Origin of the sequence: Actinomadura montaniterrae, assembly GCF_008923365.1 — a bacterium.
GTDB lineage: Bacteria > Actinomycetota > Actinomycetes > Streptosporangiales > Streptosporangiaceae > Spirillospora > Spirillospora montaniterrae.
Window position 1 is genome coordinate 18,679 of sequence record NZ_WBMR01000011.1, and the last position, 19,018, is coordinate 37,696.

The window sequence follows — 19,018 nt, forward strand, 5'->3', positions numbered from 1 at the left end:
CCGATCTTCACGCCTGGGCTTAGGTCCGTAGCGAAGTCCTCGAACGCTTCGGCCCACCGATCGGGGATGGCGACATCTGGCCCCCATACGAGGAGTACAAGGTCCAAGCCCGCGACGTCGACGGATGCACCCGCCCGTTCTGGGCGGTGTTCTCCTGGAACCTGCTCCAACACGTTGAGTGGACCAGCGCCCAGCCTTCCTGATCGCGCACTGTCACGCGTCACCCAGGCCTGAGGAGCTAAGCGTCCCCCGCGGACCAGACAGCACCCTGCCAAGACCGACAACTCCACCAGGGCCAATCCCGGCCTCCCTGACACGCGACGCCCGCAAACGAACACGCGACAGCCAAGCCGAACAGGCACCCGTCAAGCATGTGATGGGACAGAGGTGTCAAGCATCTCCCGGGACAGGACACACCCTGCCAAGACCGCCGGATGAGAACTTTCTCTACGTCTTGAACTTTCTCTACGTCTTCAAGGGCGCCCGCTCCGCGGTCGCCGCTGGCCCGCCCGCGCCGGGCGTGCGGCCGCTCCGGGCCGGTCCCGACGCGAGCGAGCCAGCTCTGCAGCCGTCACCCCCACTGATCGAGACACCTGGCATCTCATCACGCTCTCCCGGCTCATGCGCGTTGCCGCGAGCAACGCACCAGGACTCGGGTCGGATGTTCAAGGCCGAGCCTGGAGAGTCGAGTATCTTGGAGACTCGCGAAAGTTGAGTGGCTGCGGTCGCGTAGGGCCGGATCATCGCACAGGCAGAAAGAATTATCGTGACGATAAACAGGATCACCGTAAAAGGCTACAAAGCACTTCAAAATGCGCAATCGATTGACATCAAAAACCTGACCGTTATTGCCGGTGTGAACAGTTCGGGTAAGTCCAGCGTAGTTCAGCCACTTCTCCTGCTGAAGCAGACGTTGGATGCGTCTTATGATCCAGGTCCGCTCTTGCTGGATGGCGCGAATGTCAACATCACTGCGATCGAACAAGTGCTATCGCGTGGCCAAACGAGATCTTCTCAAGTCAAAAGCTTCACATTGGGCCTGGGCTACGAGGAAGGCAAGGTGATTGAACTAAAGTTCGGCAAAAACCCCAAGGGGGATCTAAAAGTTTTGGAGATGAGTCGAACGCTGCCAAATATAGATAGGAAACTCGTGCTGCGCGAGGGCATGAGCGATAACCAGATTAGAGAAGCGATACCGGGTGCGATACTAGAAAATTATACAGACATAATTCGAAGGCTCCGGGACCGGACCCGGCAGTTGGCGGTTGTGCGCGATCGGTCTTTCTTGGACATCGGCGTGCGGTTCTCTGATGGCCCGAGTTCGCGGACTGCCGTGCTTACCAAGCTTTCTAGTATCGTCTATGACGATTTCTCGACGGATTCGATCGAAGCTGAGATATCCAGAATCATTCATTTGCCCGCTCTAAGGGGTAATCCGGCGCGTACGTATCGAACAGTTGCGGTAGAGGGTCGTTACCCCGGCACGTTTGAAACCTATACGGCCGGTATCATTGCTGCATGGCAAAATCGCCACGCCAAGAGCAAGTTGGCTACTCTGAAGTCTGATCTCGAAGAAATTGGCTTGACTTGGAAAGTTGAAGCCAAGCAGATTGACGACACTCAAGTTGAGCTTCTTGTAGGGCGGTTGCCGCGCGCACGCCAGGGAGGAGCTCACGACGTCGTAAACATCGCTGACGTTGGTTTCGGCGTCTCCCAGACTCTCCCAGTAATTGTGGCCCTCATTGCTGCGTCACCTGGGCAAATAGTGTACCTAGAGCAGCCAGAGATCCATCTTCACCCAAGAGCACAATTTGTGTTCGGTAATTTGCTTGCGCGTGCAGTATCTCGTGGAGTAAAGGTAATTCTGGAGACGCATAGCTCGCTGCTCATCCGCTCCATCCAGACGAAGATCGCTCAAGGAGTCTTGTCGCCTCGAGATGTGAGCCTTAACTGGTTCGCGCGAAACCCGACGACCGGTTTTACGGCAGTCACCGCCGCAGAGCTGGAAAATGATGGCTCATTCGGGGACTGGCCAGAAGATTTCGATGAGGTTTACCTTGAAGCCGAGTCGAAGTATCTGGATGCTGCCACAGAGTACGCGGCCTACGACTATGAGTAAAATGTCCCGGAAAATAGTCGTGGACACCTCCATTGCTCGTTCGGCTGGCCTTAAAGAGCATCCGACATCGATTAACTGTCGACAATTTCTAGATACAATGCTCAGAGTTGGACATAAGGTGGTCATGTCGGCCGAACTCCAAAGAGAGTGGACCAAGCACCAGTCGCTATATGCAACTCGATGGCTTAGTGCAATGCGCCAGAAGAGAAAGATTGTTATAGTCACAAGCGAAGCAGATTTGCGCAACAAGCTGTTGGAGCTTTTGGAGGAAATGGCGGATGCTGGAAATATCAATCTTAAGCAAAAGAATGCAATTACAAAAGATCTTCTACTTGTAACGGCCGCCAATAAGGCCGATATGATAGTTGCTTCGTGTGACGACAAAATGAGAGATATGCTTCGAATTGTCGCCCCGCAATGCATTGAAGTCTTTGCAATTGTTTGGGTTAATCCAAATTGTATTTCGGATGCTGCTGTTTCGTGGCTGGAATCGGGCGCTCGGATAGCGGACCGTCCAAGTCTGGGGCAGGCAGGGTGACGCGTTATGAAGAAGGCTTTCAATACGTGCTCGACGGCAGACCCACGGATCTGCTGTAGCCGTGCGGGCTGGCGGTCCAGCGAGAGCGAAGCGGGGGCCTCGCGGCCCCCAGCCCCCCGCGGGCCGGAGGGTACACCCGCGCGAAGCGGTCTGTCGCACCGTCTCGCCGTTCGCGCGGACGCACCCTCCGGGACGGGCGTGGGTGCTAACGGTGGCGCTGACAGCAGGCTTGGATGATCTTGGACGGGTGTGGACGTACGGGAGGGCGCGGGGCTGGTCAGGGGACTTGTGGGGACATTCCTGGACAGACCTGATCTTGCTTGTAAACAGACGGCAGGTGGTGGAGCGTGGCTGGCTGCGGAGGTGGACACGTAGAATCTGCGCGTATGGCCCCGTTCGGAGATGTCAAAGCCTCGTTCTGGGGGACTGGTGACTATGGTGTTCAGCCGCCCTTGATGGCGGGGGCGATCGATGAGGCCGAGGCCCTCCTTGGGGTGAGGCTTCCCCAGGCTCTGCTTGATCTCCTGAGGGTCCAGAACGGTGGTCTCGTGGCCGATGCTTGGAACGCCTTCACGACCGACCAGCCCAACTCTTGGAGTCCCACTCACGTCCCCTTGGCCGACCTGTTCGGGATTGGTCGCCGTGAAGGCACGTTGTCTCTCCTCGATACGCCGTACTTGGTCCAGGAGTGGGACTTGCCGTCTCCAACTGTTCTCTTGTCAGGTGATGGGCACTACTGGGTAGCGCTGGACTACCGCGCAAGCGGGCGACAGGGCGAGCCGTCTGTTGCCTGGATCGATGCCGATCTAGAAACCGAACTCTGGCTGGCGGCAGACTTCCGATCGTTCGTCCAGAGACTCGTCCCCGCCACCGGCTAGCTCGGTGTGCCGAATACGGGCCGAAGTTCGGAGGCCGGAGAGAAAAGGGGCAGGTCAGACGACTTCGGCGGTGGGACTGTAAATCCGTCGGCTTAGCCTACGCAGGTTCGAACCCTGCACCCGCCACACCCAGCGAAACGGCCTCTGACCAGGCACAACGGTCAGAGGCCGTTCGCATATCCAAGATCCCCCGCCTGGAGCGTGAGGCGTGGGCGTCGGCTCACCGGGCGGCCGCGCCGGTCCGCGCATCGCGAGGCCGTCGCCCGTCCCCCCAGTCGCCGGCGGTTTGTCTTCTGGGCGCGCGCGGAACAGCGCTACCAGGCCGACAGCGAGCCAGGGCACGACGATCAGCGCAGCAAGAGCGAACGGCACGACAGAACGCCTCTCGTTGGACGACTTCTGCCGCTGGGATCTGTACTACGCCCGCCCCAGGATGGCGCACTACACATGCCAGCGTTGGCCTGAGAGTCACACGTCCGCCGGGGCGGTGTCAACGGATCGTCAGGTTCGGCCGGCTTCGGAGCTTCGATGGCGAGATCGACCGGGGTCTGCGTGCGGGATTATGTCGATCATTGGCTCGGCGGGGTGGTGCGGAGAAGAGATGCTTGATTATGAGAAGGAAGCGGTTTGTTACGACCGCACTCGTGGGGGTGAGCCGCGGGCGGCGGCTGCGGCGGAGGCTGTGCTGGGGCTGATTCCGGGTGGTGCGGAGGTCGTGGTTGATGTGGGGTGCGGGACGGGGATCGTCACGGCGCGGCTTCGGGGGGACGGGCGGAGGGTGGTGGGGGTTGACAGGGCTGCGGGCATGCTTGGGTTCGCCGTCCGGCGGCTGGGGGCGGGGAATGCCGTTCTTGCGGACGCTGGTTGCTTGCCGTTCGCGGACGGGTCCTGTGACGTGGTGGTGACTGTGTGGTTGCTTCATCTGGTCGGGTGTGAGGAAGCCGATCGGATTCTCGCCGAATGTGCTCGGGTTCTGAGGCCGGGTGGGGGTCTGGTCAGCACGGTCGACAAGGATCTGGCCTTTTTCGAGACCGGCAGTGATGTGACGGAAGTGATCGCTCGGCATATCTCGATTAGGGGGACGGTGCGGCCTGACGGGGCCGGGCGGATCGGCGATGTCCTGGCTGGGTTGGACATGATGCCGGCGGGCGAAGGATCGTTCAGGGGCGCAGGACAGGGGCGTAGCCCTTTGGTTTGGCGTGACAAGGTAGGGCGTCTGCCGTGGGGTGTGGACGACGTCGAATCGGTTCGGGTGGGGTTGGCGGCCTTGCCTGACCAGGAGGTTCCCCGCCCCGATCCGGTTTATCGGATCAGGGCTTTCGTCAAGCGCCGCTGAGGCGGTGTATCGCGGGCGTATGGAAAAGCGGATACGCCGTCGCAACGGGCGTCTGGCTTCAGTGAAGGTATGGATCAGAGGCCATCACGTCGTACGCGCAGGCGGTTTCTCGCCGAGGCGGGTCCTGGTCACGGGCCTTCTCTTCGGTGGCAGTCGTGACGGTCAAGGTGCGCGTTCTTGCGTTTGTCACTCGGGTCGTCGCGGTGATGCTGGTGCCGGTCGCGTTCTGTCGCGGGCCGGGGCGTGCTCGTTTTCTCGCGTGCCAATGGGCGTTGAGCCTGCGCTTTCCCGCTGAGGATCTTCGCGGGCTGGCGCCGGAGACGCTGGCGGCGTTCACGCATGCGCGGGCCGAGGCGTTCTGGCGGGACGGGCAGCTGATCGGCCTCACCTCGGGGTACCGGGACGCGAGGGAGCAGTACCGGATCTTCGCCGAGGAGGTGTGGCGGACCGGGTCGGTCGCGGCGGCGCGGCGCCGGGTGCTGCCGCCGGAGGAGTCCAGTCACGTGCGGGGGTTCGGGCTCGACGTCCGGCCGACCGAGGGCGCGCGGTGGCTCGAACGGCACGGGTGGCGGTACGGGCTCTACCGCGTCTACGACAACGAGTGGTGGCACTTCGAGTACCGGACGGCGGCGCCGATCCGGCTGCCGCACCCGGACGCCGCGCCGCGGAGTCGGCCGTGAACGGGCCGACGTTGCGGACTGGGGCATCTTCTCCGCGCTGATCAAGCACATGCGGAAGGCGATCATCTACTTGCCGGCGATCTCGATGATGCTGTACGTCGCGGCCTGCCTGGTGCTGACCGGGATGCTGCCTTAGGAGCAGCTGGTCGACGCCGCTGCCGTCCCGGGCTCGGGTGATTTGCGTCACCTCTGTTCCGGTTGTGCGGCGTGTCAGTTTGCATACGTCCGCGATATGCGGGGCCGCATAGCCTTGAGGCGTGCGTGTGCTGATCGTGGAAGACGAGCCCTACCTGGCCGAGGCCGTCCGGGACGGTCTCCGGCTGGAGGCGATCGCCGCCGACATCGCCGGCGACGGCGACTCCGCCCTGGAGATGCTCGCCGTGAACTCCTACGACCTGGCGGTCCTGGACCGCGACATCCCCGGTCCGTCCGGCGACGAGATCGCGCGGCGGATCGTCGCGTCCGGCAGCGGCCTGCCGATCCTCATGCTCACCGCGGCCGACCGGATCGACGACAAGGCCTCGGGGTTCGAGCTCGGCGCCGACGACTACCTCACCAAGCCGTTCGAGCTGAGGGAACTGGTCATGCGGCTGCGGGCGCTGGACCGCAGGCGCGGGCGCGCACGGCCACCGGTCAGCGAGATCGCGGGCCTGCGGGTGGACCCGTTCCGCCGGGAGGTCTACCGGGACGGGCGCTACGTCGCGCTCACCCGCAAGCAGTTCGCCGTGCTCGACGTCCTCGTCGCCGCCGAAGGCGGGGTCGTCAGCGCCGAAGAGCTGCTGGAACGGGCCTGGGACGCCAACGCCGACCCGTTCACCAACGCCGTCCGCATCACCGTCTCCGCGCTGCGCAAACGGCTCGGCGAGCCCTGGTTGATCGCCACGGTGCCGGGCGTCGGCTACCGGATCGACACGACGCAGCCCGGCGGCGCACATGCGTAGGCGTCCAGGGCTGAGCGCGCGGCTGAAGCTCACCATCAGCTACGCCGGGGTGATCGTCTTCTCCGGCGCCCTCCTGCTCGCCGTGGTGTGGGTGTTCCTGCTGCGCTACGTACCCGACCAGGTGATCACGCCAGGGCCGGGGTTCTTCCGGCAGCGGGGGCCGGGCCCGCCGTTCATCCCGAACCGCTCCGACCTCTGGCGCGCCTTCGCCCCCCGCGCCACCCAGGCGCTGGGCTTCCTCCTGCTGTTCGGGCTCGTGGGCGGATGGCTCCTCGCCGGACGGATGCTCGCGCCGCTGACCCGCATCGCGGACGCGGCGCGGCTGGCCGCGGACGGATCGCTGTCCCACCGGATCCGCCTGGAAGGCCCGCGCGACGAGTTCCGCGAGCTCGCCGACGTGTTCGACACCATGCTCGAACGGCTCGAATCGCACATCACCGAGCAGCAGCGGTTCGCCGCGAACGCCTCCCACGAGCTGCGCACCCCTCTGGCGATCTCGCAGACGCTCCTCGACGTCGCCAGCAACGACCCCGCGTGGGACCGGGGCGAACTCCTCGAACGCCTGCAGACCGTCAACACGCGCGCGATCAACCTCACCGAGGCCCTCCTGCTGCTCAGCCGCAGCGACCGCAGGAGCTTCACGCGCGAGCCCGTCGACCTGTCCCTCGTCGCGGAGGAGGCCGCCGAGACGCTGCTGCCCCTCGCCGAGAAGCGGCGGATCACGCTGGAGGTCACCGGCGAGAGGGCCCAGACGGCCGGCTCGGCGGAGCTGATCCTGCGGATGGTGACGAACCTCGTCCAGAACGCGATCGTCCACAACCTCCCCGCAGGCGGGACCGTGACCGTCCACACGGCATCGCAGGACGACGCGAGCGTCCTGCGGGTCGAGAACACGGGCCATCCGCTCCCCTGGGACCTCGTGCCGACGCTCACCGAACCCTTCCAGCGCGGGACGCGGCGCATCCGCACCGACGAGCACGCCGGCGTCGGCCTCGGGTTGGCGATCGTGCACAGCATCGTCCGGGCCCACGACGGCACCCTGGACCTCGCGCCCCGTCCCGCCGGCGGTCTCGTCGCCACGATCCGGCTGCCCAGGATGCGCCAGGACCCGCCCCCGGCCGGACCCCACCAGACGGCGGACGAACCGTCACCGGCGGCGGTCGTGGAAGGCGCGCATGAACCGCTGCGGTTCACCGGTGGCGAACGCTTCGCCGAAGGCGGTGACGCTTTCGTCCATGGCCTGGGACAGAGGGACGTCCTCCCATGAGCGCAGGAGACGCTTCTGCTGCCGGACGGCCTCCGGGCCGAGCGCGGCCAACCCGCGGGCGGCGCCGTCCACGGCCGCGTCGAGTTCCCCGGGCTCGGCCAGTTTCTGGATGAGCCCCCAGTCCAGTGCGGTGGCGGCGTCGACGTCCTCGCCGGTCAGCAGCAGCCAGGTGGCGCGCGAGGCGCCGATGAGCCGGGGAAGCAGCGCCGCGTGGATCACCGAGGGGATGCCGAGCCTCACCTCCGGCATCCCGTAGCGGGAGCCCGCGCCGCCGATGCGCAGGTCGCAGGACAGCGCGACCTCCAGACCGCCGCCGAGGCACCAGCCCGCGAGCCTGGCGATGACCGGGGCGGGGAAGTCCCGGAGGTCGTCGCACAGCGCGCGCAGCCGGCTGATGAACGCGCGGCCGGACGCGCCGTCGAGGCCGGCCATCTCGTCGATGTCGGCGCCCGCGATGAACGCCTTCTCCCCGCTGCCGCGCATGACCAGCACCCTGACGCCGGCGCGGGCGCGCAGGCCGGCGAGGGCCCGGCGGAGGTCCTCGATCACGGGCGTGGAGAGGACGTTCAGAGATCGGGCGTTCGTGATGGTGAGGGTGGCGATGCCCTGATCGTCCACCTGTACGCGGGCGTGGCCGGGCTCTCCGCCGTGGCCGGGATCTGCGGGACGGGTCATGGTCTCAGGAGCCGCGGACGCGGGTGAGGCGGATGCGGACCGGGACCGAGAACCTCTCCGCGAACGCCGTGGCGCTCCCGAACCGGGCGTCGATGGCCTCGCCGTACTTCTCCAGCCAGGCCGGGTTGCCGGTGACGGGCGGGCCGCCGTCCAGGATCTCGGCGGTGCCGGTAAGGACGACGATGTCGGTGCCGCCGCCGCTGTCGAGGTTGAGCGAGACCAGCGGCCGCCGCCGGATGTTCGCGAGCCGCCGCGCGCCCGCCTGGCTGTAGACCAGCACGCTGTCGGCGCCGTCCCACAGGAACCCGACCGGGTTCGGCTGCGGGGTGCCGTCGCGCCCGACGGTCGTCAGCCAGATCGTCGTCTCGCGGGTGAGCCGCCGGCGGACGCGCTCGCCGAAGTCGGTGGCCGGGTCGGGGATCACTTCGCTCGCCACGCCGGCCGATGCTACGCCCCGGCCGGGGCATGACGGTATCGGTGACGGGACGAGGCGATATCGGTGACGGGATGAGGCGATGAGTTTCGCGGGGGTGGCCGGTCTCTTCTGGGGAGTCGTCGAGAGGAGAGTGTCATGAGCGGGGTCCGGGTACTGGTCGGGACGCGCAAGGGCGCGTTCGTGCTGACCGCGGACGGGAAGCGGGAGACGTGGGACGTCAGCGGGCCGCACTTCGGGGGGTGGGAGATGTACCACGTCGCCGGATCGCCCGCGGACCCGCAGCGGCTGTACGCGTCGCAGTCGACCGGCTGGTTCGGGCAGCTGATCCAGCGGTCGGACGACGGGGGCGCGACGTGGCGTCCGATGGGCAACGAGTTCCGGTACGAGGGGGAGCCCGGTACGCACCAGTGGTACGACGGGACGCCGCGTCCGTGGGAGTTCAACCGGGTGTGGCATCTGGAGCCGTCGCCGGTGGACCCGGACGTGGTGTACGCGGGCGTCGAGGACGCGGCGCTGTTCCGGACGGGCGACGGCGGGCAGACCTGGCAGGAGCTGCCGGGCCTGCGCGGCCACGGGTCGGGGCCGGACTGGCAGCCGGGCGCCGGCGGGATGTGCCTGCACACCGTGGTGCTCGACCCGGTGGACGCGGCGCGGATGTACGTGGCGATCTCGGCGGCGGGCGTGTTCCGCACCGACGACGCCGGCAAGACGTGGCGGCCGGCGAACCGGGGGCTGCGGTCGGAGGGGATCCCCGACCCGGAGGCGGAGGTCGGGCACTGCGTACACCGGATCGCGATGCATCCGTCGCGTCCGGAGGTGCTGTTCATGCAGAAGCACTGGGACGTGATGCGCAGCGACGACGCGGGGGAGACGTGGCGGGAGATCAGCGGCGACCTGCCGAGCGACTTCGGGTTCCCGATCGCGGTGCACGCCCACGAGCCGGACACCGTCTACGTCGTGCCGATCAAGAGCGACTCGGAGCACTACCCGCCGGAGGGGCGGCTGCGCGTCTACCGGAGCCGGGCCGGGGGGAACGAGTGGGAGCCGCTGACGGAGGGGCTGCCGCAGCGCCACTGCTACGTCAACGTGCTGCGGGACGCGATGGCGGTCGACTCGCTGGACCCGTGCGGGATCTACTTCGGGACGACCGGCGGGCAGGTGTACGGGTCGTCGGACGAGGGGGACACCTGGACGCCGATCGTCCGCGACCTTCCGTCGGTGCTCTCGGTGGAAGTGCAGGCGCTGCCGTGATCCGTGTGGTGCTGCCCGCGCATCTGCGGGAGCTCGCCGGGGTGGACGGGGAGGTGGAGGTCGAGGGGACGACCATCGCGACGGTGCTGGACGCGCTGGAGGCCCGGTTCCCGATGCTGCGGGGGACGATCCGCGATCGCGCGACGGGGCGGCGGCGGGCGTTCGTGCGCTTCTACGCGTGCGCGGAGGATCTGTCCCATGAGCCGGTGGACGCGCCGCTGCCGGGGCCCGTCGTCGCGGGCGCCGAGCCGTTCATGGTGGTGGGCGCCATGGCCGGCGGCTGAGGGGGCGGCGCGCCGGTGCGTGGTTGCCGACCGTGGCGCCGGCGCGCCGCTTCTACGACCAACTGTAGTACTACGAGAGGTAGTACGGAAGCCCGTAGTACTACCCGCCGTGGTGACCTGGCCCTCCGTCGGATAATCTGAACGTCGTGAAGGGTCTTGGAGAGCTTGAACGCACGGTCATGGAGGTTCTGTGGGCGCGGGAGGACGCCGGCTCGGGCGCCGCCACCGCCCGCGACGTGAGCCGTGCGCTGGCCCATGACCGCGACCTCGCCCACACCACGGTGATGACCGTGCTGGACAGGCTCGCCAAGAAGGACTTCCTCGCCCGCGAGCGGGACGGCCGCGCGTGGCGGTACCGGCCGGTCGCGAGCCGGGAGAGCTACGTCACGGAGCTGATGCTGGGCGCCCTGAGCGAGACGGGCGACCGCGACGCCGCGCTGGCGCACTTCGTCCGGTCGGTCTCGAGCGACGAGGTCGACGTGATCCGCCAGGCCTTGGCCGGCCTCACGAAGGAACCACCGGCATGACCGGAACCGCCCTGCTCGCATTGATCTCCCTGGGGACCGTCGGCGGGGCGCACCTGCTGTCCCGGGCCAGGTGGACGTGGCGCACCCCGCGCCTCGGCATCGCCCTCTGGCAGTCGCTCGGCCTGTGCTGGGGCGTCGCCACGATCGGGGCGCTGCTCGGCGTCGCGCTCGCGCCGTACCGCAAGGGCGTGCTGGGCGGCATCCCCGGCCTCTACGACGATCAGGCCGCCAAGCTCGACGCCGTACACATGGCCGCGCTGCTGGCGGCCGTGAGCCTCGCCGCCGTGCTGCTGGTGATGCTGATGTACGCGGTGGTCCGCGTGGTCCGCGCCAGACACCGGCACCGAGTACTCCTCGCCCTCGTCTCCCGCCGCGATTCGGCCGTGCCCGGAACCCTGGTCCTCGACCATCCGGGCGCGGCCGCTTACTGCGTTCCGGGGGTCCGCTCGTCCAAGGTCGTGGTGAGCGCCGGGACCCTCGAGCTGCTGGACCGCGCCGAGCTGGCCGCGGTCCTCGCGCACGAGCGCGCGCACGCGCGCGAGCGCCACGACCTGGTGCTGCTGCCGTTCGCGTCGCTGCGCCAGGTGTTCCCGCAGTTCGGGCTGGTCGGACGGTGCCTGGACGCGGTGGAGCTGCTGATCGAGATGGCCGCGGACGACCGGGCCCGGTCGGGCCGCCCGCCGCGCGAGCTGGCGACGGCGCTGCTGCGGTTCGCCGCCGCCCGCCCGGCCGCCGCGCCGTCCGGGACGCTCGGTGTCGCGTCCGCCGACGACATCCCGGTGATGGCGCGGGTCAACCGGCTGCTGGAGCCGAAGCCGCTGTCGCGCCGGGCCCGGCTCGCCGCGACGGCGGCCGTGCCGCTGCTGGCCGGTCTCCCGCTGATCCTCATGGTGCTGCCCACCTGACTCCGCCGTCCCCGCAGGTCCGGGTCAGTCGGCGAGGACGGTGCCGTAGAGGCGGTCGGCGCGCAGCCGGATCACGAGCCGCTCGTCCTTGACCATCTGCTCCAGGAACGCCCGCTCGTCGGCGGGGTCGGCGAAGCCGGGCGTCATCGCGAGGAGCTCCCGCCCGGTGGCGTCGCCGGGCTCTTCGCTGATCGGGGACAGTTCCGCCGTCCCCTCGGCGACCACGAACGACAGGTGGTCCGGGGCGGCCGCGTGGAGCGCGGCCCGCGGGTCGTTCCGGATCTGCTTGACCTTCGCGCGCCCGGCCGTGGTCGAGATCCGCGCGATCCGCTCCGCCGCGTCCCAGCTGTAGACGACGGTGGACAGGTGCGGGTGGCCGCTCTTCCTGGTGGTGGCGAGGACGGCGAACTGCTGCTCGCCGAGGAGGCGGGCGAGGTCGTCCTCGCCGATGGGCTTGGGGCCGGGTCCCTGTCCGGGGCCGTACTCGGTCATGGTGATCTCCTTCAGGCGTTGGTGGGGACGGACTCGATGGGCGCGGGCGCGTCCGCCGCGGGCTTCGGGCTGCGCAGGACGAGGACGCCGACCAGGAACGCGGCGACCAGCAGGCCCGCCGAGACGGTGAACGCCAGGTGGTACCCGCCGGTCAGCGCGGCGGCCTCGGACCGGCCGTCCGCGCGCAGGTGCTCGGTGCGGGACGCGGCGAGCGTCGACAGCACCGCCACGCCGAGCGCCATCCCGATCTGCTGGACGGTGTTGAACAGCCCGGACACCAGGCCCGCGTCGTCGGGGCGGGCGCCGGACATCCCGAGGCCGGTCAGCGCGGGCAGGACGAGCCCGCCACCGGAGATCAGCACCATCACGGGCAGCAGGTCGGCGGCGTAGCCCGCGTCCTGCGGGATCCGGGTCAGCCATCCCATCGCGCCCATCAGCAGGACGAGCCCGGCGAGCAGCACGGCGCGCTCGCCGAAGCGGCGGCTCAGCCGCGCCGAGACGAAGAGCGAGATCGTGCCGATGGCGACGGCGGCGGGCAGCATCGCGAGGCCGGTCTCCAGCGCGTCGTAGCCGAGGACCTTCTGCATGTAGAGCGCGACGATGATCTGGAACGAGAACATCGCCGACAGCGCCAGCATCTGCGCGACGTAGGAGCCGGACGCGTTGCGCGAGCGCAGCAGGCGCAGCGGCATCAGCGGCGTGGCGGCCTTCGCCTGCCGGACGAAGAACCCGGCGAGCAGGGCCAGCGACACGGCGCCGAGGCCGAGCGTGCGGCCCGACAGCCAGCCGGCGTCCTCGGCCTTGACGACGGTGTAGATGCCGAGCATCAGCCCGGACGTGACGAGCAGCGCGCCCGCGACGTCGGCGCCGCCGCGCAGCCCGGTGCCGGCGTCGCGGGGCAGCGCGACGACCGCCAGCGCGATCGTGGCGAGTCCGATCGGCACGTTGATCAGGAAGATCCAGTGCCAGCTGAGCGCGTCGGTGAGCACCCCGCCGAGCACCTGGCCGATGGACGCGCCGGCGGCGCCGGTGAAGCTGAAGACGCCGATGGCCTTGGCGCGCTCGCCGGGTTCGGTGAACAGCGTGACGAGGATGCCGAGGACGACGGCGGAGGCCATCGCGCTGCCGACGCCTTGCAGGAACCGGGCGGCGATGAGCAGGCCCGGTGTGGTGGCGGCGCCGGCGAGCACGGACGCGCCGGTGAACACCGCGTTCCCGGCGAGGAACATCGTCTTGCGGCCGATCAGGTCGCCGAGCCGTCCGGCGAGGAGCAGCAGGCCGCCGAAGGCGATCAGGTAGGCGTTGACGGTCCAGCTCAGCCCGGCGGCGGAGAAGCCGAGGTCGCGCTGGATGGACGGCATCGCGACGGTGACGATGCTGCCGTCCAGGATCGTCATCAGCGCGGCGGCGGACAGCACGCCGAGAGCGGTCCCGCGGGACCGTGCGGACAGGTTCATGGGGTCATCTCCCGTTCGAGGCGAACAGGAGAGACGTTAGCAGATAGTTTTGTTAGAGACGATCTATTGTCGACCTACTTGTTGCGCTCCCGCTTGCGCCGCACCGGCTGCGCCTGCTCGACCGGGGTGCTCAGGTGCCCCTCGGCCAGCCGCCGCAGCGCCCGCACGAGCACGTCGCGCTCGCCGTCCGGCAGCGACCCGAGCGCCTCCGCGTGCACCCGGTCGACGATCTCCTGCCCCCGCCGGGCCGTCTCGGCGCCCTTCTCGCTGACGGCGATGATCCGCGCGCGCCGGTCCGCCGACGACGGGCGCCGCTCCGCGAGCCCCGCCTTCTCCAGCGCGTCCACCGTCACGACCATCGTCGTCTTGTCCATGTCGCCGATCTCGGCCAGCTGGATCTGCGTGCGCTCCTCCTCGAGCGCATGCACCAGCACGCAGTGCATGCGCGGCGTCAGCCCGATCTCGCCGAGCGCCGCCGTCATCCGCGACTTCAGCACATGCGAGGTGTGGTCGAGCAGGTAGGACAGGTCCGTCACGGTGTTGGCAGGGGCGAGCGCGGTCATGCCCCCAGCCTACCCAGGTCGTTCCGTTCCGGATTATCTACTGCCATCCGGAACCCGGATGGGATACCGTGAAGGCATGAAGCGCACCGCGTGCCTGTGCTGGCGGCCGTCCTAGGACGGCCGACACCCACGCACGCCTCGGGCCGTCCGCTGGACGGCCCGCTCTCTTCTCCGCACCCGGGTCCGTCCGGCGGGCCCCGGAACCAGGAGGAGAGCCCCATGCAGACCACCGAGAACCCGCGGCCCGCCGAAACCCCGCGGCCCGCCGAAACCCCGCGGCCCGCAGAGTCCCCGCAGCCCGCAGAGGCCGCGCAGGCCACCGGGAATCCGCAGGCCACCGACCCGTACCGCAACCTCGAAGCGCGCGTCGCCGCCGACCCCGGCGCGTTCCGGATCCTCACCGGCGACCGGCCGACCGGCGCCCTGCACCTCGGCCATTACTTCGGCACCCTCGCCAACCGCGTCCGGCTCCAGCGCGCCGGCGTCGACCTGTTCGTGCTGGTCGCCGACTACCAGGTGCTCACCGACCGGGACGTCGCCGACCGGCTCGGTGAGCACGTCGAGGGCCTGGTCGCCGACTACCTCGCCGCGGGCATCGACCCGTCCACCGCGACGATCTTCCGGCACAGCGCCGTCCCCGCGCTGAACCAGCTGATGCTGCCGTTCCTGTCCCTGGTCACGGTCGGCGAGCTGAGCCGCAACCCCACGGTGAAGGACGAGATCGCCGCGTCCAAGCAGGCCTCGGTGAGCGGGCTGATGTTCACCTACCCCGTCCACCAGGCCGCCGACATCCTGTTCTGCAAGTCCAACCTCGTCCCCGTGGGCGCCGACCAGCTCCCGCACCTGGAGGTCACCCGGACGATCGCGCGCCGCTTCAACGACCGGTACGCCCCCGTCTTCCCGGTCCCGGACGCGCTGCTGTCCGCCGCGCCGACCCTGCTCGGCACCGACGGCCGCAAGATGAGCAAGAGCCGCGGCAACGCGATCGCGCTCTCCGCGACCCCCGACGAGACGGCGCGGCTGATCAAGCGGGCGGTGACCGACGCCGACCGGCACATCGAGTACGCGCCGGACACCCGTCCCGAGGTGTCCAACCTGGTGCTGCTCGCCGCGCTCTGCCAGGGCCGCGACCCGCGCGAGGTGGCCGCGGAGATCGGCGACGGCGGCGGCGCCGCGCTCAAGCGGACGGTGACCGAGTCGGTCAACGAGTTCCTGCGCCCGATCCGCGCCCGCCGCGCCGAGATCATGGCCGACCGCGGCCACCTGCGCCGCGTCCTCGCCGAGGGCAACGAGCGCGCCGCCGCGATCGCCGACCGGACGCTCGACGAGGTCCGCGAGGCCATGTCCATGACCACATGAGGACGCGCGGTACCCGCGGGTTCAGGCCGGCCCGGGGCCGGCGGCCTCGCGCGGCCCGATGCCCGCGAGGACGGCTGCCACCAGGTCGTCCACCGAGTAGCGGGGGGACGGCTCGGCGATGCCCCGGCCCTGGAACAGCGCCGACAGCACCGGCTCGTGGCAGGCGCCGACGATCATGGAGGTGGCGGCGTCGACGGGCGCGCCGGCGGCGATGCGGCCGAGACCGCGTTCGGCCTCCAGGTAGCCGCGGAGGCGGTGCCGCCAGTCGCGGTCGGGGTCGCTCAGCCCGGCGAACCGGGCGAGCACCTCAGGGGTCGCGATGAGGCCGGTCAGCGCGGGGACCAGCCGGCCGTGTAGGGCCAGCCCGTGGGCGACGTACGCGCGCAGGTTGCCCTCGACCGTGCCCGTACCGGGCGCGGGCAGGGGATCGAGGCCGCTCTCGATCGCCGTGGCGCGGGCGCGCAGGGCGAGGGCGATCAGCTCCTCCTTGTCGGCGAAGTGGTTGTAGAGCACGCCGCCCGCGACGCCCGCCTCCTGCGCGATGGCCCGGACGGTCAGCCCCGCCGTCCCGCGCTCGGCGATCATCCGCTCGGCGGTCGCGATCAGGTGCTCGCGCAGGGTCCGGTCGCCGCCGCGCAGCGCGGCCGCCTTTCGAGGTGACATCACCCCGCATCGTATAGATCCGGCTCGTAGAGATCCGGCCGCCGGGGACCGCGGCCCCGCTCATCGCCGGGCATGCACGAGCCACGCGGTGCTGCGCAGCCGGACGGCGCCGTCGCGCTCGAACGGGCGCATCGCGTCGGTGATCGCGGCGCGGAGTCCGGGGCCGTCGCCGAGGTTGTGGCGGACGGGACCCCAGCCGGCGAGGAACTCCGCGGCGTCGGCGGCGTCGCGTCCCCAGACCTGCTCGGCGTGCACGGTGCGGCAGGCGACGTCGCGGAACCCGGCGGCGCCGAGGATCGCGCGGACGCGGTCCGGGTCGGACATCGACAGCGGCCCGCCGTGCCCGGTGACGGTCTCGGCCTGCGGGGCGATCGCGGCGAAGACGGTGCCGAGGTCGGTGCCGGCGGGGGACGCCATGGCGAGGAAGGCGAGGCGGCCGCCCTCGCGCAGGGCGCGCCGGACGTTGCCGAACGCGGCGACCGGGTCGGCGAAGAACATGATCCCGAACCGGCTGACCGCGGCGTCGAACGCGGCGTCCGGGAACGGGTGGACCTGCGCGTCGCCCTGCTCGAACGCGGCGTTCGGGACGCCCTCCTGATCGGTGAGCGCGCGGGCGCGGGCGAGCATCGGCGCGGACAGGTCGACGCCGAGCGCCCGGCCGAGCGGGGCCCGCCGCGCGGCGAGCCGGGTGACGTAGCCGTTGCCGCAGCCGAGGTCGAGGACGTGGTCGCGGGGACCGATCGCGGCGGCCTCCAGCAGCGCGGCGTCGAAGCCGTTGTTGACGGCGTCGTACCGGTCGTGGTGGTCGGCCCAGTGCTCGCCCTCGTAGCCGTTCCATGCCTCGGCCTGGGCGGTGTTGACGACGTCCATCGCAGCCTCCTCCTTGTGAACGCATGTTCATGAACGTATGTTCATAATGAGGGCGCGCGTCGCCGGAGGTCAAGGCCGTATGCGTTTCCTCAGCTCAGCGCATCGACGAACGCGGCGGTCGCGGGGTCGGTGGCGCGGGAATGCAGCAGTTCCGTCCGGTGGACGACCCGGGGCGCGCGCACGGGCACCTCCGCGAGCCCCTCCCCGCGCGCCAGGCCCGCAGGGAGGACGGCCAGGCCGTGGCCTGCGGCGATGAGCGCGAGGAGGAATGGCAGGTCGCCGCCCTCGCAGGTCAGGGACGGGGTGAACCCGTCGCGTGCGCCGGTGGCCTGGCGGAGTGCGGGGAGCGGGACGGCGACGTCCGGGACGTCCAGCCAGAGCGCGTCGACCAGGTCGTTCAGGTCCGCGCCCGGACGCGAAGCCAGCGGATGCGCGGACGGCAGGACCAGCGCGAGCGGCCGTTCCGCGATGGCGACGGCCGCCAGCGGGACGGTGTCGGCCAGCCGGAGCGGGTCGTTGGGCGCGGCGATCCCGTCGACCAGCCCGATGTCGAGGTCGCCCGCCGCGACCGCCACATCGATCTCGGCCCGGCCCATCACCTGCACCGCGGCCTCGACGCGTGGGTGAGCGGCGCGCGCGCGAGCGAGGGGGTCCGCGATGTAGGCGGAGGCCAGCGGTGACGCGCCGACGCGCAGCCGGGCCCGCGCCGTCCCGGACATCCGGACGATCTCCGAGCGCGCCGCCTGGAGCCGCAGCAGGATCGGGCCGGCGTGCTCCAGCAGCCGCGCGCCCGCCTCGGTGGTGCCGACCGGCCGCCGGTGCAGCAGTGCGACCTTGAGGTCGTTCTCCAGCGACGCGATCTGCTGCGACACGGCGGCCTGCGTGTAGCCGAGTTCGGCCGCGGCGGCGGAGAACGAGCCCGTCCGCACGACGGTGACGAACGTCCGGAGCAGGTGCGGGTCCACGAGATAAGTGTCGCTTATGTTCGCATCGGAAATCATCGTTGGCGCTTAAGCGGGGGACGGGGTCAGGATCGAGGTATGACCTTCACAGCGCGCATCGCCCTGGTCGGGGAGCGGTCCCCGAACGTCCAGTCGCACGTCCGGATCCCGCGCCTGCTGGACGCGGTCCGCGAGCGCGACGGCCTCCTCGCGGAGGCGTACTGGATCCCGACCGACGAGGTCGGCGCCGGCCTCGGCGGCTTCGACGGCGTCTGGCTGCTGCCCGGCAGCCCGTACCGCAGCGAGGCGGGCGTCCTCACCGCGATCCGGTCGGCGCGGGAGGGCCGGATCCCGGTGCTCGGGACGTGCGGCGGCTTCCAGCACATGATCCTGGAGTACGCGCGGAACGTCTGCGGCATCACCCGCGCCAAGCACGCGGAGAACGAGGACGCCGGCGACGACGCGGTGATCACGCCGCTGGCCTGCTCGCTCGCGGGACACGAGGGCGAGGTGAACGTGGCGCCCGGCTCGTCCGCCGAGCGGATCATGGGGACGTCGCGCAGCATCGAGCGCTTCAACTGCACGTTCGGGCCGAACCCCGCGTACATCGGGACGCTGGAGGCGAACGGGCTGCGCTTCACCGGCCACGACGACGAGGGCCAGGTGCGGATCGCCGAGCTGCCCGGGCACCCGTTCTACTTCGCGACGCTCTTCCAGCCGGAGCTGGCGGGGGACGGGAGCCGCCCGCATCCGGTGGTCGCCGCGTTCGTCGCCGCCGCCTGCGCCGCGGTCCGCGAGCGGGCCGCCGACCGGGCCTGACCCGGGCCCGGCCGGGC

21 protein-coding genes are annotated in these 19,018 nt (G+C 69.7%); 13 read left to right on the forward strand and 8 right to left on the reverse strand.

Annotation, left to right across the window (positions count from 1 at the left end):
- The first annotated feature begins 766 nt into the window (after positions 1-766).
- The 7 genes from F9B16_RS06285 to F9B16_RS06315 all read left to right on the forward strand — a co-directional run bounded on the left by F9B16_RS06285 (position 767) and on the right by F9B16_RS06315 (position 7,759).
- A complete protein-coding gene (locus F9B16_RS06285) occupies positions 767-2,119 on the forward strand; it encodes an AAA family ATPase (protein ID WP_225991412.1) in 1,353 nt (450 codons plus the stop codon).
- Between the two features lie 124 nt (positions 2,120-2,243).
- Positions 2,244-2,657, forward strand: a complete 414-nt coding sequence (locus F9B16_RS06290) for a hypothetical protein (protein WP_151538975.1) — start codon at positions 2,244-2,246, stop codon at positions 2,655-2,657.
- 386 nt (positions 2,658-3,043) lie between these two features.
- Positions 3,044-3,535 (forward strand): SMI1/KNR4 family protein, encoded by a 492-nt coding sequence (locus tag F9B16_RS06295; RefSeq protein WP_151538977.1) that lies wholly within the window; start codon positions 3,044-3,046, stop codon positions 3,533-3,535.
- 601 nt (positions 3,536-4,136) lie between these two features.
- A complete protein-coding gene (locus F9B16_RS06300; protein ID WP_151538979.1) occupies positions 4,137-4,871 on the forward strand; it encodes a class I SAM-dependent methyltransferase in 735 nt (244 codons plus the stop codon).
- Positions 4,872-5,143: 272 nt separating this feature from the next.
- A complete protein-coding gene (locus tag F9B16_RS06305) occupies positions 5,144-5,551 on the forward strand; it encodes a M15 family metallopeptidase (RefSeq protein ID WP_225991413.1) in 408 nt (135 codons plus the stop codon).
- A gap of 257 nt (positions 5,552-5,808) precedes the next feature.
- Entirely contained in the window at positions 5,809-6,492 is a 684-nt protein-coding gene (locus F9B16_RS06310; protein WP_151538981.1) for a response regulator transcription factor, read from the forward strand.
- Complete coding sequence (locus tag F9B16_RS06315) at positions 6,485-7,759, forward strand: sensor histidine kinase (RefSeq protein WP_318839218.1); 1,275 nt, start codon at positions 6,485-6,487, stop codon at positions 7,757-7,759. Before F9B16_RS06310 ends, F9B16_RS06315 begins: the two co-directional genes overlap by 8 nt.
- Here F9B16_RS06315 and F9B16_RS06320 read toward each other — a convergent pair.
- Positions 7,640-8,434 (reverse strand): enoyl-CoA hydratase, encoded by a 795-nt coding sequence (locus tag F9B16_RS06320; protein ID WP_151538983.1) that lies wholly within the window; start codon positions 8,432-8,434, stop codon positions 7,640-7,642. The two genes, F9B16_RS06315 and F9B16_RS06320, sit on opposite strands and share 120 nt — an antisense overlap.
- Positions 8,435-8,438: 4 nt before the next feature.
- Complete coding sequence (locus tag F9B16_RS06325) at positions 8,439-8,870, reverse strand: TIGR03667 family PPOX class F420-dependent oxidoreductase (protein WP_151538985.1); 432 nt, start codon at positions 8,868-8,870, stop codon at positions 8,439-8,441.
- A 135-nt stretch (positions 8,871-9,005) separates the two neighbouring features.
- On the opposite strand from F9B16_RS06325, the gene F9B16_RS06330 reads away from it, so the two are divergent.
- The 4 genes from F9B16_RS06330 (at position 9,006) to F9B16_RS06345 (ending at position 11,837) form a co-directional block, all read left to right on the forward strand.
- Positions 9,006-10,121, forward strand: coding sequence for a WD40/YVTN/BNR-like repeat-containing protein (locus F9B16_RS06330; protein ID WP_151538987.1), 1,116 nt, complete (start codon positions 9,006-9,008; stop codon positions 10,119-10,121).
- Positions 10,118-10,405, forward strand: a complete 288-nt coding sequence (locus tag F9B16_RS06335; RefSeq protein ID WP_151538989.1) for a MoaD/ThiS family protein — start codon at positions 10,118-10,120, stop codon at positions 10,403-10,405. Before F9B16_RS06330 ends, F9B16_RS06335 begins: the two co-directional genes overlap by 4 nt.
- A 146-nt stretch (positions 10,406-10,551) precedes the next feature.
- Positions 10,552-10,932 carry a BlaI/MecI/CopY family transcriptional regulator gene (locus F9B16_RS06340; protein WP_151538991.1) on the forward strand — a complete coding sequence of 127 codons (381 nt, stop codon included), beginning with the start codon at positions 10,552-10,554 and terminating at the stop codon, positions 10,930-10,932.
- A complete protein-coding gene (locus F9B16_RS06345) occupies positions 10,929-11,837 on the forward strand; it encodes a M56 family metallopeptidase (protein WP_151538993.1) in 909 nt (302 codons plus the stop codon). The genes F9B16_RS06340 and F9B16_RS06345 overlap by 4 nt, the downstream gene beginning before the upstream one ends.
- A gap of 24 nt (positions 11,838-11,861) precedes the next feature.
- Here the strand turns inward: F9B16_RS06345 and F9B16_RS06350 are convergent, their stop codons facing one another.
- The 3 genes from F9B16_RS06350 to F9B16_RS06360 all read right to left on the reverse strand — a co-directional run bounded on the left by F9B16_RS06350 (position 11,862) and on the right by F9B16_RS06360 (position 14,349).
- Complete coding sequence (locus F9B16_RS06350; RefSeq protein WP_151538994.1) at positions 11,862-12,329, reverse strand: TIGR03618 family F420-dependent PPOX class oxidoreductase; 468 nt, start codon at positions 12,327-12,329, stop codon at positions 11,862-11,864.
- 11 nt (positions 12,330-12,340) lie between these two features.
- Positions 12,341-13,786: an MFS transporter gene (locus F9B16_RS06355; protein ID WP_151538995.1), complete on the reverse strand. Its 1,446-nt coding sequence runs from the start codon at positions 13,784-13,786 to the stop codon at positions 12,341-12,343.
- Between the two features lie 74 nt (positions 13,787-13,860).
- Entirely contained in the window at positions 13,861-14,349 is a 489-nt protein-coding gene (locus F9B16_RS06360; protein ID WP_151538996.1) for a MarR family winged helix-turn-helix transcriptional regulator, read from the reverse strand.
- A gap of 219 nt (positions 14,350-14,568) precedes the next feature.
- Between F9B16_RS06360 and trpS the strand changes: the two genes are divergently transcribed.
- Positions 14,569-15,708 (forward strand): tryptophan--tRNA ligase, encoded by a 1,140-nt coding sequence (trpS, locus tag F9B16_RS06365; protein WP_151538998.1) that lies wholly within the window; start codon positions 14,569-14,571, stop codon positions 15,706-15,708.
- A gap of 21 nt (positions 15,709-15,729) precedes the next feature.
- Here the strand turns inward: trpS and F9B16_RS06370 are convergent, their stop codons facing one another.
- The 3 genes from F9B16_RS06370 to F9B16_RS06380 form a co-directional block, all read right to left on the reverse strand.
- On the reverse strand, positions 15,730-16,371 hold the full coding sequence (locus F9B16_RS06370) for a TetR/AcrR family transcriptional regulator (RefSeq protein WP_151539000.1): 642 nt from the start codon (positions 16,369-16,371) through the stop codon (positions 15,730-15,732).
- A gap of 60 nt (positions 16,372-16,431) precedes the next feature.
- Positions 16,432-17,241 (reverse strand): class I SAM-dependent methyltransferase, encoded by an 810-nt coding sequence (locus tag F9B16_RS06375; RefSeq protein WP_151539002.1) that lies wholly within the window; start codon positions 17,239-17,241, stop codon positions 16,432-16,434.
- Positions 17,242-17,330: 89 nt separating this feature from the next.
- On the reverse strand, positions 17,331-18,206 hold the full coding sequence (locus tag F9B16_RS06380) for a LysR family transcriptional regulator (RefSeq protein ID WP_151539004.1): 876 nt from the start codon (positions 18,204-18,206) through the stop codon (positions 17,331-17,333).
- Between the two features lie 75 nt (positions 18,207-18,281).
- Between F9B16_RS06380 and F9B16_RS06385 the strand changes: the two genes are divergently transcribed.
- Positions 18,282-19,001: a CTP synthase C-terminal region-related (seleno)protein gene (locus tag F9B16_RS06385; RefSeq protein ID WP_151539006.1), complete on the forward strand. Its 720-nt coding sequence runs from the start codon at positions 18,282-18,284 to the stop codon at positions 18,999-19,001.
- Positions 19,002-19,018 lie beyond the last annotated feature (17 nt).

Excerpts from the sequence above, each read along its gene's own strand:
- F9B16_RS06290 (WP_151538975.1), top strand. The coding sequence starts at position 2,244 with ATGTCGGCCGAACTCCAAAGAGAGTGGACCAAGCACCAGTCGCTATAT.
- F9B16_RS06295 (WP_151538977.1), top strand. The coding sequence starts at position 3,044 with ATGGCCCCGTTCGGAGATGTCAAAGCCTCGTTCTGGGGGACTGGTGAC.
- F9B16_RS06300 (WP_151538979.1), top strand. The coding sequence starts at position 4,137 with ATGCTTGATTATGAGAAGGAAGCGGTTTGTTACGACCGCACTCGTGGG.
- F9B16_RS06315 (WP_318839218.1), top strand. The coding sequence starts at position 6,485 with ATGCGTAGGCGTCCAGGGCTGAGCGCGCGGCTGAAGCTCACCATCAGC.
- F9B16_RS06320 (WP_151538983.1), bottom strand. The coding sequence starts at position 8,434 with ATGACCCGTCCCGCAGATCCCGGCCACGGCGGAGAGCCCGGCCACGCC.
- F9B16_RS06330 (WP_151538987.1), top strand. The coding sequence starts at position 9,006 with ATGAGCGGGGTCCGGGTACTGGTCGGGACGCGCAAGGGCGCGTTCGTG.
- F9B16_RS06345 (WP_151538993.1), top strand. The coding sequence starts at position 10,929 with ATGACCGGAACCGCCCTGCTCGCATTGATCTCCCTGGGGACCGTCGGC.
- F9B16_RS06350 (WP_151538994.1), bottom strand. The coding sequence starts at position 12,329 with ATGACCGAGTACGGCCCCGGACAGGGACCCGGCCCCAAGCCCATCGGC.
- F9B16_RS06355 (WP_151538995.1), bottom strand. The coding sequence starts at position 13,786 with ATGAACCTGTCCGCACGGTCCCGCGGGACCGCTCTCGGCGTGCTGTCC.
- F9B16_RS06360 (WP_151538996.1), bottom strand. The coding sequence starts at position 14,349 with ATGACCGCGCTCGCCCCTGCCAACACCGTGACGGACCTGTCCTACCTG.
- trpS (WP_151538998.1), top strand. The coding sequence starts at position 14,569 with ATGCAGACCACCGAGAACCCGCGGCCCGCCGAAACCCCGCGGCCCGCC.
- F9B16_RS06370 (WP_151539000.1), bottom strand. The coding sequence starts at position 16,371 with ATGTCACCTCGAAAGGCGGCCGCGCTGCGCGGCGGCGACCGGACCCTG.
- F9B16_RS06375 (WP_151539002.1), bottom strand. The coding sequence starts at position 17,241 with ATGGACGTCGTCAACACCGCCCAGGCCGAGGCATGGAACGGCTACGAG.
- F9B16_RS06385 (WP_151539006.1), top strand. The coding sequence starts at position 18,282 with ATGACCTTCACAGCGCGCATCGCCCTGGTCGGGGAGCGGTCCCCGAAC.